General features: G+C 60.7%; 15 protein-coding genes. 13 read left to right on the top strand and 2 right to left on the bottom strand.

The genetic code is table 11. The annotated features are described in order from the left end of the window. The first annotated feature begins 75 nt into the window (after window positions 1-75). The 6 genes from I2C21_RS08400 (at window position 76) to I2C21_RS08375 (ending at window position 6,499) form a co-directional block, all read left to right on the top strand. Window positions 76-1,302, top strand: a complete 1,227-nt coding sequence (locus I2C21_RS08400; RefSeq protein ID WP_195279001.1) for a YibE/F family protein — start codon at window positions 76-78, stop codon at window positions 1,300-1,302. A 42-nt stretch (window positions 1,303-1,344) separates the two neighbouring features. Beyond that, window positions 1,345-2,076 (top strand): peptidoglycan DD-metalloendopeptidase family protein, encoded by a 732-nt coding sequence (locus tag I2C21_RS08395; protein ID WP_195279000.1) that lies wholly within the window; start codon window positions 1,345-1,347, stop codon window positions 2,074-2,076. Between the two features lie 195 nt (window positions 2,077-2,271). Continuing rightward, complete coding sequence (locus I2C21_RS08390; RefSeq protein ID WP_193538753.1) at window positions 2,272-2,943, top strand: response regulator transcription factor; 672 nt, start codon at window positions 2,272-2,274, stop codon at window positions 2,941-2,943. A 3-nt stretch (window positions 2,944-2,946) separates the two neighbouring features. After that, window positions 2,947-4,959, top strand: coding sequence for a sensor histidine kinase (locus I2C21_RS08385; protein ID WP_195278999.1), 2,013 nt, complete (start codon window positions 2,947-2,949; stop codon window positions 4,957-4,959). Between the two features lie 55 nt (window positions 4,960-5,014). After that, complete coding sequence (locus tag I2C21_RS08380; protein WP_195278998.1) at window positions 5,015-6,202, top strand: nucleoside recognition domain-containing protein; 1,188 nt, start codon at window positions 5,015-5,017, stop codon at window positions 6,200-6,202. 87 nt (window positions 6,203-6,289) lie between these two features. Further along, window positions 6,290-6,499 (top strand): hypothetical protein, encoded by a 210-nt coding sequence (locus I2C21_RS08375; RefSeq protein ID WP_101692079.1) that lies wholly within the window; start codon window positions 6,290-6,292, stop codon window positions 6,497-6,499. Window positions 6,500-6,564: 65 nt separating this feature from the next. On the opposite strand, the gene I2C21_RS08370 is transcribed toward I2C21_RS08375, so the two are convergent. Then, the gene (locus I2C21_RS08370) at window positions 6,565-7,167 is read right to left on the bottom strand and encodes a cytidylate kinase-like family protein (RefSeq protein ID WP_195278997.1); all 603 of its coding nucleotides are present in this window, start codon (window positions 7,165-7,167) and stop codon (window positions 6,565-6,567) included. A 198-nt stretch (window positions 7,168-7,365) separates the two neighbouring features. On the opposite strand from I2C21_RS08370, the gene I2C21_RS08365 reads away from it, so the two are divergent. From I2C21_RS08365 to I2C21_RS08350, 4 genes are all read left to right on the top strand, one after another. Then, on the top strand, window positions 7,366-7,788 hold the full coding sequence (locus I2C21_RS08365; protein WP_193538759.1) for an RrF2 family transcriptional regulator: 423 nt from the start codon (window positions 7,366-7,368) through the stop codon (window positions 7,786-7,788). A gap of 132 nt (window positions 7,789-7,920) precedes the next feature. Continuing rightward, a complete protein-coding gene (gene nifS, locus I2C21_RS08360; RefSeq protein WP_193538761.1) occupies window positions 7,921-9,108 on the top strand; it encodes a cysteine desulfurase NifS in 1,188 nt (395 codons plus the stop codon). Further along, on the top strand, window positions 9,098-9,526 hold the full coding sequence (nifU, locus tag I2C21_RS08355; RefSeq protein WP_101692075.1) for a Fe-S cluster assembly scaffold protein NifU: 429 nt from the start codon (window positions 9,098-9,100) through the stop codon (window positions 9,524-9,526). Before nifS ends, nifU begins: the two co-directional genes overlap by 11 nt. Before the next feature lie 211 nt (window positions 9,527-9,737). After that, the gene (locus tag I2C21_RS08350; RefSeq protein ID WP_193538763.1) at window positions 9,738-11,057 is read left to right on the top strand and encodes an L-cysteine desulfidase family protein; all 1,320 of its coding nucleotides are present in this window, start codon (window positions 9,738-9,740) and stop codon (window positions 11,055-11,057) included. 69 nt (window positions 11,058-11,126) lie between these two features. Here the strand turns inward: I2C21_RS08350 and I2C21_RS08345 are convergent, their stop codons facing one another. Next, window positions 11,127-11,891 (bottom strand): IclR family transcriptional regulator, encoded by a 765-nt coding sequence (locus I2C21_RS08345; RefSeq protein ID WP_101692073.1) that lies wholly within the window; start codon window positions 11,889-11,891, stop codon window positions 11,127-11,129. A gap of 243 nt (window positions 11,892-12,134) precedes the next feature. Here I2C21_RS08345 and fabZ point away from each other — a divergent pair, with 243 nt between their 5' ends. The 3 genes from fabZ to I2C21_RS08330 all read left to right on the top strand — a co-directional run bounded on the left by fabZ (window position 12,135) and on the right by I2C21_RS08330 (window position 15,382). Continuing rightward, window positions 12,135-12,581, top strand: coding sequence for a 3-hydroxyacyl-ACP dehydratase FabZ (gene fabZ / locus I2C21_RS08340; protein WP_235964341.1), 447 nt, complete (start codon window positions 12,135-12,137; stop codon window positions 12,579-12,581). 152 nt (window positions 12,582-12,733) lie between these two features. Next, window positions 12,734-14,218, top strand: a complete 1,485-nt coding sequence (locus I2C21_RS08335) for a 4-hydroxyphenylacetate 3-hydroxylase family protein (RefSeq protein ID WP_207724981.1) — start codon at window positions 12,734-12,736, stop codon at window positions 14,216-14,218. 21 nt (window positions 14,219-14,239) lie between these two features. Then, window positions 14,240-15,382, top strand: a complete 1,143-nt coding sequence (locus I2C21_RS08330; protein ID WP_195278996.1) for an acyl-CoA dehydrogenase — start codon at window positions 14,240-14,242, stop codon at window positions 15,380-15,382. The last annotated feature ends 98 nt before the right edge of the window (window positions 15,383-15,480 follow it).

Raw genomic sequence — 15,480 nt, 5'->3', positions numbered from 1 at the left:
AACAGCCATAACACAGGGCGCCGCCTGCCGGGTGCGGGCGGCGCCCGCTGACTTTTACCAGAGAGGATGACTGCTATGGGCCGCTGCAAACCATCTCCATCTCTTTCCCGCCTCAAAGAGGGCCTGTGCTCGCCCCGGCGTCTGGCCGGACTGGCCATGGGAGCGGGGCTGTTCCTGCTGCTGGTGGTCGGAGCCATTCTGCTCCGACCGGCGGACGGGGAACTCACCGCCGCGCAGAAGCGCCAGTTTGCCGTGGCTTGGGTCACCGATATCCTGGCGGACGACGCCAAGCCAGAGCCCTGGAGCGAAGGGCTGAGACTGGGTACCCAGCTGCTGGAGGTGGAGCTGCTCAGCGGTCCCTATCGGGGCAGAATCCTGGAGACCCCCAACTACCTCAGCGCCTATGCCAATGTGGACTGCTCCATGGGGACAAGGGTCATTGTCCGGCTGGACTATGACGACGCGGGAGAGCCCTATATCGTGTCGGTCCCTAACTACGACCGGGGGATCGTGCTGCTGGGAATGGTGGGGGTGTTCGCCCTGCTCCTCCTGCTGCTGGGCGGAAAAAAGGGGCTCATGGCCCTGCTGGGGCTTGCCTATACACTGGCAGGGATCTGGTTTCTGCTCATCCCCGCCATTTTGCGGGGGCTGCCCTCCATCCCCTGTGCGGTGGCGGTGTGTGCCCTCACGGCGGTGGCCTCGCTGCTGATGCTGACGGGGTGCTCCCGCAAGACCCTGTGCGCCGCCCTGGGATGTGTGTGCGGCGTGGCCGCCGCAGGGCTGTTTGCCTGGGCGGTGGGGAAGATCACACCCATCGGCGGGTTCAACATGGCCGAGGCGGAGGATCTGGTGCTGCGGGCCTATGATGCCGATTTGGAGATCCGGGGCCTTCTGATCAGCGGGATCCTCATCGCCGCACTGGGGGCGGTCATGGACGTGGCCATGTCCATCTCCTCGGCCTGCTGGGAGCTGCGGGAGGTGGACCCGAAGATCTCGTCTGGGCGCCTTTTCCGCTCCGGTATGAACATCGGGCGGGACGCCATGGGGACCATGGCCAACACCCTGATCCTGGCCTTCGCCGGGGCGTCGCTGAACACGCTGCTGCTGTTCCAGGTCTACGGCTATCCACTCATCCAGATCCTCAACAGCGACAGCATGGCGGTGGAGCTCATCCAGAGTGTGGCAGGTTCCGTGGGAATCCTGCTCACCGTGCCGCTGGTGGCCCTCTTTAGTGCCCGGCTCATGCGGGGCAGTGGAGACGCGGAGAAAAAGAGTGGGAATCTTTTGAAAAGACGGGTATAAACGCCAGCGCCCCGGGCCACAATAGGCTCGGAGGTGCTAAACATGAAAGAACCATGGAAAGACCGCATCGGCGATTTTATGGCGGGAAAGGGCTTCTACATAGTCCTGTTCCTGTGCGTCGCCGCAATTGGAATCTCGGGCTATTATCTTCTTGCCAATCTGGATACTCCCAGCCAGGAGCTGGAAGTGGCCGGAAAGGTCCAGGTCACCGTCACGCCGCCCCCGGCGGAGCACTCGCTCTCGCCTCAAAAACCGGCAGTGAGCACCCGGCCTTCTCCGCAGTCCACGGCCAGACCCAGTGCCACACCGGCACCCACCCGGACGCCTGCGCCCTCTGCCGCACAGAAAGAGACGGAGACATCCACCGCCTTTGTCTGGCCGGTGGAGGGAGAGACCATCCACCCGTACAGTGTGGAGACCCTGGTCTATGATCAGACGATGGGAGACTGGCGCACCCACGAGGGGGTGGATCTGGCCGCCCCGGTGGGGAGCACGGTGTGTGCCGCCGCCGCAGGAACGGTGGTATCGGTCCATCTGGATGACCTGATGGGGACCACCGTCACCGTGGAGCACGCGGATGGGCTGCGAAGCGTATACGCCAATCTGGCGGAAGAGACCGCCGTCACCGAGGGAGCCACCGTACAGGCGGGCGATCCCCTGGGCAGTGTGGGAGAGAGTGCTATCGCCGAAAGTGCGCTGGCCCCCCATCTCCACTTTGCCCTGTGGCAGGGGGATGCTCCGCTGGACCCCGGCGAGTACCTGCCCGCCTCCTGAGTAAGGGAGAGAACGAATCAGAGCGCAATCCAGCCCCGGAGTCCGAGGACTCCGGGGCTGGATTTTTGTATGGGGGGAGAATTGCGGCAGAGAGGGCCATCGTGTATGATAAAATCAAAGGAAGGTTTATAAAAGCGGTGACACAGAGAATACAAATTCCTCTGTTATACTCCAGGAGAAAAGGGGGCGTGGAGTATGGACTGTAAGATCCTGATCGTAGAGGACGAGGCCAAGCTGCGGGAGGTGCTGTGCGACTATTTCCTCAGCAAGGGAGAGCGCCCGGTGGAGGCCGGCGACGGATTGGAGGCCCTGGAGCGGCTGGAAGAGGAGGCCTTTGACGCGGTATTGCTGGACATCATGATGCCGGGGCTGGACGGACTCTCGGTGTGCCGGGCGGTACGCCGGAGCAATGATGTTCCCATCCTATTCCTCACCGCGCTGTCCGATGAGGAGGATAAGCTGCTGGGATATGAGCTGGGGGCCGACGACTATGTGACAAAGCCCTTTACCCTGTCGGTCCTCTATGCCAAGACCATGGCTCTCATCCGGCGCAACCGGAGGAATGTGCTCGCCGGGGACCGGATGGAGGCGGGGGGCATCACGATGGAGCTTGCCGCCCAAAAGGTCTTTGCGGCCGGACGGGAGGTAGTGCTGACGCCCAAGGAATTTGCCCTGCTGCGCTGCCTCATGGAGCACAAAAACATGGTCCTGAGCCGGGAACAGCTTCTGGTCAAATGCTGGGGATATGACTACGAGGGGGAATCCCGGGCGGTTGACACCCAGATCAAGCGCCTGCGGGAAAAGCTGGGAGAGCAGGCCGCCTGCATCAAGACGGTCATCAAGGCGGGGTACCGACTGGAGGGGTGAGGGATGAGAAGACGCAACCGAGTGCGTTCCATGACGGCAATCACACGGCTCCTAGCCATTGCTGTGCTGGGTATATGGCTGGTATCCATGTACTGCGTCACGTCCATCGTGGCGGAGTATGCCGCCGCGCGATATCTGACGGAATATCATGATTTTGCGTCAGTCCTTTCGACACGGAGTTTGCAAGGGTGGCTGGGCCGGGAGCTTTCAGAAATCCATGAAAACTACGACCGGAACTGGATGTGGGAAGCGGTGGACAGCGGAAGTTCGGCAGATTCTTTTCACAACATAAATTTGAAGACGAGAGAAGGCGGTGGTTTCCTTCCGCGGCTGGATCGTGACGAGGTCTATTCCGCGGCGGCGATCTATGACCCGGAGGGAAAGCTGCTCGAATGCAGCTGGAGAGACTATTTTTACTTTGAGTATCTGACCGAGGAGCAGTGGCAAAATCGGGAGGAGCGCTCCGGAAATAACGCACGGGCGCTTTTTGACCGGGAAAAGATGACCGAAGCGGGCCGGGCAATAGTTGCGGACAGCTCGCTGACCTTTGATGCCAGCGCGATGCGGTTTACCGGCACCTTTGATGGTGTGGATCTCACACCCTGTAAAATCGAATACATTGATTGGGATGCCTTTCAGGAAGCGCTCTTCTCCAGGGGGAGCGGAGAGTATACAGCTCCCGGTGTGGTAGAAGACAACGCCCTTACCTGGATCACGATCTATGAAGATCCGGAGGCCACGGCGCTGGATGGCGAAAGGGTCACCCTCTATTCCGACTGGTTTGATGTCTGTTATAATCAGCCTGCACCGGCTTTTTCCTATGGGGGCAGCACTTACGAAAACGTGAGCGCACTTACTGAGGAGCTGGGCCCCAAACTGGCAGACGGGTTACAGGATCTGACCCGGTATGAGGGGCTGGATCTCTTGATCCCCAGTGTAAATTACTGCACGGATTTCGATGGGCAGACCCACTACTCGCCCTATTTTTATGGGGAGGGGTCCTATGAAGAGGAGGCCCCGCAGCTTCGCTTCTATACGGTCAGCATCATCTATTGTTCGCCGTGGCGCACGGCCTTCCGGGAGCTGCGCAATGTATATCTCGTTACCTTCGCGTTGGCGTTGGTACTGCTGCTGATCGTCCGGGGGCAGATCAAAAAGCGTCTGGTACAGCCGGTGGCTGAGATCGTGCAGGCCATGGGAGATCAGTGGAAGAAAGTATATCATCCCGACCATGCCCCGGCGCTGTGGGGAGAGGCGGAAGGACTGTCAAAGGCCTTTGACGCCGAGCTGGACTGGCGGCATATCCGTACCAATGAGATCAACCGCCTGGCCACTGCGCTGGAATATGTCAAGTCAGCGGAGCAGAACCGCCGCCAGATGACCTCCAATATCGCTCATGAGCTGAAAACCCCTCTTGCCGTTATCCACAGCTATGCGGAGGGGCTGAAGGAGCATATTGCGGAGGAGAAGCGGGAGAAATACGTCGACGTCATTCTGGCCGAGGCCGAGCGCACCGACGCTTTGGTGCTGGAGATGCTGGACCTCTCCCGGCTGGAGGCGGGCAAGGTGAAGCTCTCCCGGGATGAGTTCTCCCTCATCGACCTGACCCGGGCGGTCTTTGAAAAATTGGAGCGGACGGCGCAGGCCAGGAATCTTCAGATCGAGTACCAGTTTCCGCCGCCCTTTACAATCACAGCGGATGAGGGGCGCATTGCCCAGGTGATTGAGAACTTTGCCTCAAACGCCGTCAAATACACCCCCGAGGGCGGGCGTATCATGGTGTGCATTCAGAATGGGCGGGATACGGTCTCCTTCTCCATTGCAAATGAGAGCGCACCTTTGCCGGAAGAGGCGCTGGAGCGGATCTGGGACACCTTCTACCGGGTGGATGAGGCCCGCTCCGGCGAGGGTACGGGGCTGGGCCTGGCCATCGCAAAGAGCATCGTGGAACTGCACGGGGGCCGCTGCTCGGTACGGAATACCGACTGGGGAGTGGAATTTCGCTTTACCCTGTGAGGGCGGCATAGGAGAGGACAGACACACATAGGATAGGCCCGTGGAGGTGATGCGTATGGCGCATAGACCGGAGCGGGGATGGGGCCGGGACGTGGGAACGGCGGTTGGCCTATTGTGTGCGGCGGCGGCGCTGATGGCCTGTCCTGCCCAGGCCATGGAGGGTGCACGCAGCGGACTGGCGCTGTGTGGGGAGGTCATTATCCCCTCGCTGTTTCCTTTTTTCATCCTCTCTTCTCTGGTGGTGGAGCTGGGACTGGCCGGTCAGCTTGGGCGGGCGCTGGAGCCGGTCATGGGGCCGCTCTTCGGCCTGAACGGCGCCTGTGCCTCCGCTGTGGCCCTGGGGCTGATCGGGGGATACCCGGTGGGAGCCAGGACTGCGCTGGGTCTCTATGAGAATGGGCTCTGTACCCGCCGGGAGGCCGAGCGGCTGCTGGCCTTCTGCAACAACTCCGGCCCGGCCTTTGTGCTGGGGGTCGTGGGGGCGGGGATCTTTTCCAGTGCCCGGGTGGGACTGCTCCTCTATGGGCTGCACATCCTCTCCGCGCTGTGCGTGGGGGTGGCCTTCCGGCTGGTGTGCGGCCGGGCGGACCAAGGGGGAGGGCATGCGGGACGGCGGCCGGTCTTTCAGGCCAGACACCTCACGGCCGCCTTTACGGAATCGGTCAAGCAATCCCTCCAGGCAATGCTGAATATCTGCGCCTTTGTGGTGTGCTTTAATGTGATTTTGCGTCTGCTCACTGTGACGGGGGTACTCACCGGAGCGGGACGGCTCCTCCGTGTGCTGCTGGGCCCCCTGGGGATGGACGGGGTGTGGGCCCAGCGCCTCCTGACCGGGGCACTGGAGATCTCCTCCGGTGTGTGGACCCTCTCGGGCGGGGGAGCGGCGGGGCCGCGGATGGTGATGGCCTCCCTGATCCTGGGGTGGGCCGGGCTGTCGGTCCACTGTCAGGTCCTCTCCCTGTTGGGCGGGAGCGGCCTTTCCACCCGCCCCTATCTGCTGGGAAAGGGGCTGCACGCCCTGTGTGCGGCGGGCTTCACCACGGCGGCGGTATCGTTGCTGCCGGTGGAGCAGCCCGCCTGGAGCGCGGTGACCGGAGGGGGAGCGTTTCTCCTCTCCGTGGAGCCGGGAAGCCTCTGGATGTGCTCTATCGGGACGGCGGGAGGAATTTTTTTGCTTCTGTTCCTTCTGAGTGCCGGAAAGACGCGAAAAAAACCTGTTCACACCGGGGAAAGCGTGCTATAATATCCTAATAAGTCCATAGAAAGGCATTCGCCGCAGGATGGACTGTGCGAGAACACTGTGTACAAGAGACGGAAGTGAGGTCACACCATGCTATTCAAAAAAGAGATCGAGCCCCGCTGCGCCTACTGCGCCCGTGGGACCCAATTGGAGGAACATACCATCCTCTGTAAAAAGAAAGGCGTGGTGGAAGCGGGAGGACACTGCCGGTCGTTCCAGTATGATCCGCTCAAGCGGGTCCCGCCCCGTCCGGCCGTGCTGGACCTGAGCCGTCTGGACGACGAGGATTTCAGTCTGTAAACAGCAAGAGGGCAGACCATATGGTCTGCCCTCTTTCGTATCATCGGCGGTGCGGCATGCATCGTCTATTTGGCTTTGCAGAAATAGGCCAGCAGCTCCACGATCTCTTCCGTGGTCAGCTGGGCGCTGTTGAGGCACAGGTCATAGCTCTCCGGGTCGCCCCAGGTGCCTCCGGTATAATACTCCGAGTAGGACTTGCGTTGTTTGTCGGTTTTACGGACCAGTGCCGCGGCGGATTTTTCGTCAATCTGCTCCAGGGCGCTCACCCGGCGGACCCGCTCCTCCCAGGGGGCGCAGATATAGACGCTCTTGTGGGGAATGCCGGCCTGCGTCAGCACATAGTCGGCACACCGGCCCACCAGAAGGCAGTCCTCCGTGCGGGCCTTCTCCCGGATGACCTCACCCTGAAGCCAGAAGAGCGTATCGTTGGGGGAGGAGCCCCGGTTGACCGCGCCGTTGCCCTCATAGAGACTCTCGAAGAGCCAGGGACTGCTCTTGCGCTCATCGGCGTCCTCCAGCCGGGATACCCGGATCTGGCCGCGGGCGGCGGCCAACTCGATGAGCTCACGGTCATAAAATGCGATGCCCAGACGCTGGGCAAGACGGCGGCCGATTTCACGTCCGCCGCTCCCGAACTGACGGCTCAGACAGATAACGGTATGTTCCATACTCGGGACCTCCTTTCCGGCAGTGGGTGATTGGAACCGGGGAAATCGTTCCCCCTTTCTTATATTTTAGGTCGATTCGGAAACCCTGTCAACGGATTTCTGTACTTTGAAAGGCGGTTTTGGAGGGGAGAAACCGAGTACCCTCTTGAATTCCTACTATTTCTATCGTATAATCAAAATAAAACGAGGTGAGCAGCATTGAAAATTTCCACCAAGGGGCGCTATGCCCTGCGGGTCATGATCGATCTGGCCGTCCATCGGGATGAGGGGCTGATCCCGCTCCATGAGATCGCGGAGCGCCAGGATATTACCGTCAAATATCTGGAGCAGATCATCTCTCTGCTGAGCCGGGCGGGCTTCCTTCAGAGCGTCCGGGGGAAAAGCGGGGGATACCGTTTGGTGCGGGAGCCCTGGGAATATACCATTGGGGACATCCTGCGGGCGACCGAGGGAAAGCTGGCCCCCACGGTCTGTCTAGAACTGGGACCCGATCTGTGCCAGCGGCACCAGGCCCATGGAGACTGTCCGGCCCGGGCCTTCTGGACGGAGTTCTACGATACGATCAATGACTTTCTGGACCGCAAGACCTTGCAGGATCTGCTCCCCAAGACGGGAGAATGACAGAGGTACTGTAAATTTTGACAGAAGTCCGCGTTTTGCGCTTGACAAAAAGAGCGGTCTTTATTATAATCATATTAAACCAATAGGAATTAAAGAAAAAAGAAAAATGACAGCCGAACAGGAGGTCTTTTCGTGTACGTATATGCAGACAATGCCGCCACAACTGCCATGAGCAAAACGGCGATTCGGGCTATGGAGCCCTATTATGATACGCTTTACGGCAATCCCTCCAGCCTGCACAGTGTGGGCCAGCGGGCCGCCGAAGCACTGGAGGCCGCCCGGGCCAAAGTAGCATCCTGCCTGGGTGCAAAGCCGGAGGAGATCTACTTCACCTCCGGTGGAAGCGAGGCCGACAACCAGGCCATCCGCTCCGCCGCGCTGGTAGGCGCCCGGAAGGGCAAGCGCCACATCATCTCCACCGCCTTTGAGCACCATGCCGTCCTCCACACCCTCAAAAAGCTGGAGCGGGAGGGCTTTGAGGTCACTCTGCTGGGTGTGGGGAGTCAGGGGCTGGTCAAGGTGGAGGATGTAGCCGCCGCGATCCGGGAGGATACTGCGCTGGTCACCATCATGTACGCCAACAATGAGGTGGGCACCATCCAGCCCATTGCCGAGATCGGCGCGCTGTGCCGGGAGAAGGGGATTCCCTTCCATACTGACGCGGTCCAGGCGGTGGGACACCTTGCCATCGACGTGGAGCGGGACCAGATCGATATGCTATCCCTTTCCGCCCACAAGTTCCACGGGCCCAAGGGTGTGGGTGCCCTCTACTGCCGGAAGGGACTTCCGCTGCTGCCCTTTATTGAGGGCGGCGCACAGGAGCGCAACCGCCGGGCCGGTACCGAGAACCTGGCCGGGATCGCGGGACTGGCCGCCGCGCTGGAAGAGGCCAATGTCAATCTGGAGCGCAATGCCGCCCACATCACCGCCCTGCGGGACAAGCTCATTGACGGGCTCTCGCAGATCCCCCACGCCCGGCTCAACGGAGACCGGGAGCACCGTCTTCCCGGCAATGTGAGCTTCTGCTTTGAGGGCATCGAGGGGGAGAGCCTGCTCCTCCTGCTGGATGCCAAGGGGGTGGCCGCATCCTCCGGATCGGCCTGCACTTCGGGCTCTCTGGATCCCAGCCACGTGCTGCTGGCCCTGGGACTGCCCCATGAGGTGGCCCACGGCTCCCTGCGCCTGTCCCTGTCTGAGTATAACACCATGGAGGAGATGGACCACATTCTCAAGGTCGTCCCCGAGGTGGTTTCCTATCTGCGCGACATCTCTCCCGTGTGGGAGGACCTGGAAAAAGGAGTGAAAACACATGTTATATAGTGAAAAGGTGATGGATCATTTCCAGAATCCCCGGAACCTGGGCAAGATGGAAAACGCCGACGGGATCGGAGAAGTCGGTAACGCCAAGTGCGGCGACATCATGAAGATGTATATCAAGGTGGAGGACGGGATCATCACCGATGTGAAGTTCAACACCTTCGGCTGCGGCTCCGCCATTGCCACGAGCTCTATGGCCACGGAGCTGGTGAAGGGAAAGCCCATTACAGAGGCGGTGAAGCTCACCAACCAGGCGGTGGTGGAGGCTCTGGATGGACTGCCCACCCAGAAGATCCACTGTTCCGTCCTGGCAGAGGAGGCCATCAAGGCCGCGGTCAAGGACTACTACGACCGCAACGGCATCTGCTACGATGAGAAGGATCTGGCCCCGGCGCCCGAGTGCCCTTGCTGCCACGGCTGATACAACCCCACATATGCCTCCGCCCTCCTGCGGCGGAGTGCAGATATATCCCAACTCTCTCTCTCTTTAACTCAAAAGCCATCAGGCCCGGTATCTGCCGGGCCTGATGGCTTTTCTGCATTCGGGATTGGCGGAGGGACCGGGTGTGTGCTATACTGAACTGGAATAGGGAACTTCCCGGTTGAGATTTTACAGAAGGAGGACATGGAGTATGCAGCGCAAGGATTCGCTCTACCAGAATTTTGTCCGCATTTTGGAGGAGGAGCTCCAGCCCGCGATGGGGTGCACTGAGCCCATTGCCCTGGCCTACGCAGCAGCCAAAGTACGGGAGGCGCTGGGAAAGCGGCCGGAGCGGATGAAAGTGGCGCTGAGCGGCAATCTGATGAAGAATGTGAAGAGCGTCATCGTGCCCAATACCGGCGGCCTCCGGGGGATCGAGACATCGGTGGCGGCAGGTGCGGCGGCGGGCGCGGCCGAGCGGGAACTGGAGGTCATCTCCACGGTGGACGAGGCAGGGCGGGAGGCCATTCGGGCCTTCCTGCGGGAGGTGCCCATCCAGGTGGAGCGGCTGGAGAGCCCGTCGGTACTGGACATGGAGCTCACCGCGTGGGCAGGAGATGATACGGCTCTCATCCGGATCACCGACCGACACACCAACATTGTCTCTCTTCAGCGCAACGGGGAGGAGCTGCCCCGGGCAGAGCAGGGGGAAACGCAGGATACGCCGGCAGACAAGGCGGACCGCGGCCTACTCAGCGTGGAGCGCATTGTGGAATTTGCCGATTGCCTGGACGTGGAGGATGTGCGGAGCGTCCTGGAGCGCCAGGTGTCCTATAACATGGCCATTGCCCAGGAGGGAATGGAGCACGAGTACGGCGCTGGAATCGGGCGCACCCTGCTGGAGGACGGCGGAAGCCTCAAAAACAAGGTGAAGTCCATGGCGGCCGCGGGATCGGACGCCCGTATGAGTGGGTGCGAGCTGCCGGTGGTCATCAATTCCGGCAGCGGGAACCAGGGGATCACCGCCTCGGTGCCCGTGGTGGTCTGGGCCCGGGAGAAGGGATACGACGAGGAGCGGATGTACCGGGCGCTGGCGGTCTCCAATCTGCTGGCCATCCACCAGAAGGCCTACATCGGTGTGCTCTCGGCCTACTGCGGAGCGGTGAGCGCCGGGAGCGCTTCGGCCGCCGGAATTGCCTACCTGGAGGGGGGCGGCTATGACGCGGTGGCCCACACGATGGTCAACGCCCTGGCCATCACCTCGGGGGTCATCTGTGATGGAGCCAAAGCCTCCTGCGCCGGAAAGATCGCCGTGGCGGTGGAGAGCGGTATCCTTGGCTACCAGATGTACCGGCAGGGCCACCAGTTCTGGGGCGGAGACGGGATCGTCAGCAAGGGCGTGGACCAGACCATCCGGAACGTGGGCGAATTGGCCCGGGACGGTATGAAGGAGACCGACCGGAAGATCGTGGAGCTGATGCTGGACAACCTCTCCTCCGCGCCTGGAGCGGTCGAGACGGGAAACTGCTGAACAAGAAAGAGGACCTGCTTCTCGGAAGCAGGTCCTCTTTTTGCACCAAAGAGAGCTTGGCAAGTGGGATTATCCCCGATAGCCCAGCACACGGGAGATATTGGCGGCCGTGCGCTTGACTTCTTTGATCATCTCTTCCTGATCGGCCGACATGCGGTAGTCCGGGCCGGAGACCGACACCGAGGCGATCACCCGGCGGCTCAGATCATAGATGGGAGCGCCGATGCAGATCAGGCCGCTTTCGATCTCGCCGTTGTCCATGGCATATCCTTCAATCCGGACCCGCGCCAGCTCCTCCCGCAGGCGGTCGGGATCGATGATGGTGCGCTCGGTGAGGGGGGCGCACTGCTTGAGCCACTCGCAGTAATCGTCGATATAGGCTTCGCTCTGGTCGGCCAGAATGATCTTGCCGGCACTGGTAGCATAGGCCGGGACCCGGGAACCGATCTTTGTATTACAGACAATGGAGCGGTGGGTCTCCACCTTGTCAAGATAGAAGATATCCCGGTCCAAAAGCACGCTGAGATTGATGGTCTCCTTCACCGCATTGGAGAGCTGCTCCAGCTCGGGGCGGGCCACCCGGCGGAGATCCGACTGACCCAGGATCACGCTGGAGAGCAGGATCAGGCGGGGCCCCACGCGGTAGCTCTTGCGTACCGGGTCCTGCTCCAGATATTGCCGCTCAACCAGCGTGGAGACCTGCCGGAATACCGTGGTGGTGGGGATCCCCAGATGATCCACCAGAGCCTTCAGCGTCCATTCCGTCTCTCCGTCCATAAAACATTCCAGGATCTGTAATGCACGCAGAATACTGGAAACCTGTTCTTTCGCCATATGTCATCGACCTTTCGTCCATATTTTCTACATATAAAAATCGAGGATTCAACTTGACAAAGCCCCGAAAATTGTCTATGATTAGCATATCACAATCCGTCTGATTTGTGAATCTTTTTCTGACAGATTTTCGGAATCTTTTTCCGGTATAAGGAATTGGAGGGAAAATGGTCAGAAAAGCGGCCTGATTTCTGCGGAGAACAGACCAGGCGCTGCGCCGATGACAGAAAAGGAGGGTGGAGAATGGCTGAGAACGTGATGAAACTCGATCACGTACAGGTCATGGAAATTATTCCTCACCGCGACCCCATGCTGCTCATTGATGAGGTGAGTGAGCTGGAGCCCGGCAAGCGTATTGTTGCTACCTTCTGGGTGGATCCTGCCCGCGATTTATTTCGGGGTCATTTCCCAGGCGATCCAGTGCTGCCCGGTGTTTACACTGTGGAGGCCACTGCTCAGGCCACGGACCTGATCCTGATGACCAAACCCTGCTATGCCGGCAAGACCCCCCTGTTTCTTGGCATAAACAATGTGAAGTTCCGTAAAAAGATCCTCCCCGGCGATACCCTGGAGATCCACGCGGAGCTGCTCAGCGAACGCATGGAAAAGGCAATTGCCACGTGCCGGTGTCAGGTATTCACCGCTGGAGAGCTGGCGGCGGAGACTGAAGTCACCATTGCGATGCGCTGAGGCGCTGCGCAAACCTTGGAATGGAGTGCCTGTCCCCGAGACCCCTCGTGCAGGCGCTCCATTTCGCCCATGATCCAAATTCGGAATGAGATTCCATTTTTGGCTTTTTATACCTTCTCTTTGACCTGTATATTTTAAAGGAGGAAATCTGCATGATGACATCCCAGGAGTACATCGAGAGCCTGCGGAAGCTGAAGACGCGGGTGTACATGTTCGGGGAGCAGATCGAGAACTGGGTGGATCACCCGATGATCCGTCCTTCGATCAACTGCGTGGCCATGACCTATGCGCTGGCCCAGAACCCGGAGTATGAGGATCTGATGACCGCCACCTCCAGCCTGACCGGGCGGAAGATCAACCGGTTCACCCACCTGCATCAGTCCACGGACGACCTGATCAAGAAGGTGAAGATGCAGCGGCTTCTGGGCCAGAAGACGGCCAGCTGCTTCCAGCGGTGCGTGGGCATGGACAGCTTCAACGCGGTGTTCTCCACCACGTATGAGGTGGACGAGGCCCATGGTACTCACTACCACGAGAACTTCAAGAAGTTCCTGACCATGGTGCAGGACAACGACCTGACGGTGGACGGCGCGATGACCGACCCGAAGGGCGACCGTTCCAAGGCGCCCCACGCCCAGGAGGATCCGGACATGTACGTGCATGTGGTGGAGCGGCGTGCGGACGGCATCGTGGTGTGCGGTGCCAAGTGCCACCAGACGGGCTCCATCAACTCCCACTGGCACATCTTCATGCCGACCATCTCCATGGGTCCGGATGATAAGGACTGGGCGGTCTCCTTTGCGTGCCCCACCGACGCGGAGGGCATGTACATGATCTACGGGCGTCAGTCCTGTGACACCCGGAAGATGGAGGAGAACGCGGACATCGACCTGGGCAACAAGGCCTTCGGCGGCCAGGAGGCCCTGGTGGTTCTGGACCATGTGTTCATCCCCAACGAGTATATCTTCCTGAACGGCGAGTATGAGTTTGCCGGCATGATGGTGGAGCGGTTCGCCGGGTATCACCGTCAGAGCTACGGCGGCTGTAAGGTGGGCGTGGGCGACGTGGTGATCGGCGCCACGGCGCTGGCGGCCGAGTACAACGGCGTGGAGAAGGCCTCCGCTGTGAAGGACAAGCTGATCGAGATGACCCACCTGAACGAGACCCTGTACTGCTGCGGCATCGCCTGCTCCAGCCAGGGCTTCCAGACCAAGGCGGGCAACTACCAGATCGACCTGCTGCTGGCCAACGTGTGCAAGCAGAACGTGACCCGTTTCCCCTATGAGATCGTGCGCCTGGCCGAAGACGTGGCGGGCGGCCTGATGGTGACCATGCCCTCTGAGGCGGACTTCAAGTCCGGCACGGTGGTGGGCCGGAACGGCGAGACCATCGGCGAGATCTGCAACAAGTTCTTCAAGGGCCGCCCCGGCGTGTCCACGGAGGACCGTCAGCGTGTGATGCGGTTCCTGGAGAACATCTGCCTGGGTGCCGCGGCGGTTGGCTACCGTACGGAGTCCATGCACGGAGCCGGCTCTCCCCAGGCCCAGCGGATCATGATCTCCCGGCAGTGCAACATGGAGGGCAAGAAGCAGCTGGCCCGGAACATTGCGGGCATCCATAACGACAACAAGAACTGAAGGTAGGAGGCGAACCGAATTATGGAGTTCAATCTCAGCAAGGAGCAGGCGCTGGTCCAGAAGATGGTGCGCGAGTTCACGGAGAACGAAGTGAAGCCCATCGCGGCAGAGACCGACCGTACCTGCGAGTATCCCCGTGAAAACATTGAGAAGCTGTTCCGTTACGGCGTGATGGGCATGTGCGTGCCCAAGGAGTACGGCGGCGCTGGCGCGGACGACCTGAGCGCGGCCATCGCGGTGGAGGAGCTGAGCAAGGTGTGCGCCTCCACGGGCGACATCGTGGCCACCCACAACGGTCTGTGCTGCGATCCCATCCTGCGCAACGGCACCGAGGCTCAGAAGCAGAAGTACCTGCGCCTGCTGACCGAGGGCCGGAAGGTGGGCGCCTTCGCGCTGACCGAGCCCAACGCTGGCTCGGACGCCTCCAAGGGCACCACGACTGCGGTGCTGGAGGGCGACCACTATGTGCTCAACGGCTCCAAGGTGTTCATCACCAACGGCTATGTGGCCGACGTGACGGTGGTGTTCGCCATGACCGATCCCAGCAAGGGCACCCGCGGCATCTCCGCCTTCATCGTGGAGAGCAGCTTCCCCGGTTACTCTGTGGGCAAGCACGAGGAGAAGATGGGCCTGCACGGCTCCCCCACGGCTGAGCTGGTGTTCACCGACTGCATCGTGCCCAAGGAGAACCTCCTGGGCAAGGAGGGCCAGGGCTTCAAGATCGCCATGCAGACGCTGGACGGCGGCCGCATCGGCATCGCGGCCCAGGGCCTGGGCATCGCGGAGGGCGCGGTGGAAGAGGCCATCAACTACACGAAGAACCGCGTGCAGTTCGGCAAGCCCATCTCGCTGTTCCAGAACACGCAGTTCACCTTCGCGGACATGAAGGTGGCCATTGAGGCGGGGCGTCTCCTGACCTACCAGGCTGCGACGCTGAAGACGGCTGGGAAGCCCTTCACCACCGAGGCTGCGATGGCGAAGCTGTTCACCTCCGAGAACGCGATGAAGATCACGACGAAGGCGCTGCAGATGTTCGGCGGCTACGGCTACACGAAGGACTATCCCATGGAGCGGATGATGCGGGACGCGAAGATCACGGAGATCTACGAGGGCACCAGCGAGGTGCAGCGGATCGTGATCGCCAGCCACATGGGCCTGAAGTAAGAACGGAGGGACAGAGCAATTATGAAAGCAATCGTATGTGTGAAGCAGGTGCCGGATACCTCCGGTAAGGTTGCGGTGAAGGCGGACGGCACCATGGA

The sequence above is a fragment of the Clostridium sp. J1101437_171009_A5 genome (assembly GCF_015547905.1).
GTDB lineage: Bacteria > Bacillota > Clostridia > Oscillospirales > Oscillospiraceae > Pseudoflavonifractor_A > Pseudoflavonifractor_A gallinarum.
This window is presented reverse-complemented; position numbering and strand designations above follow the sequence as displayed.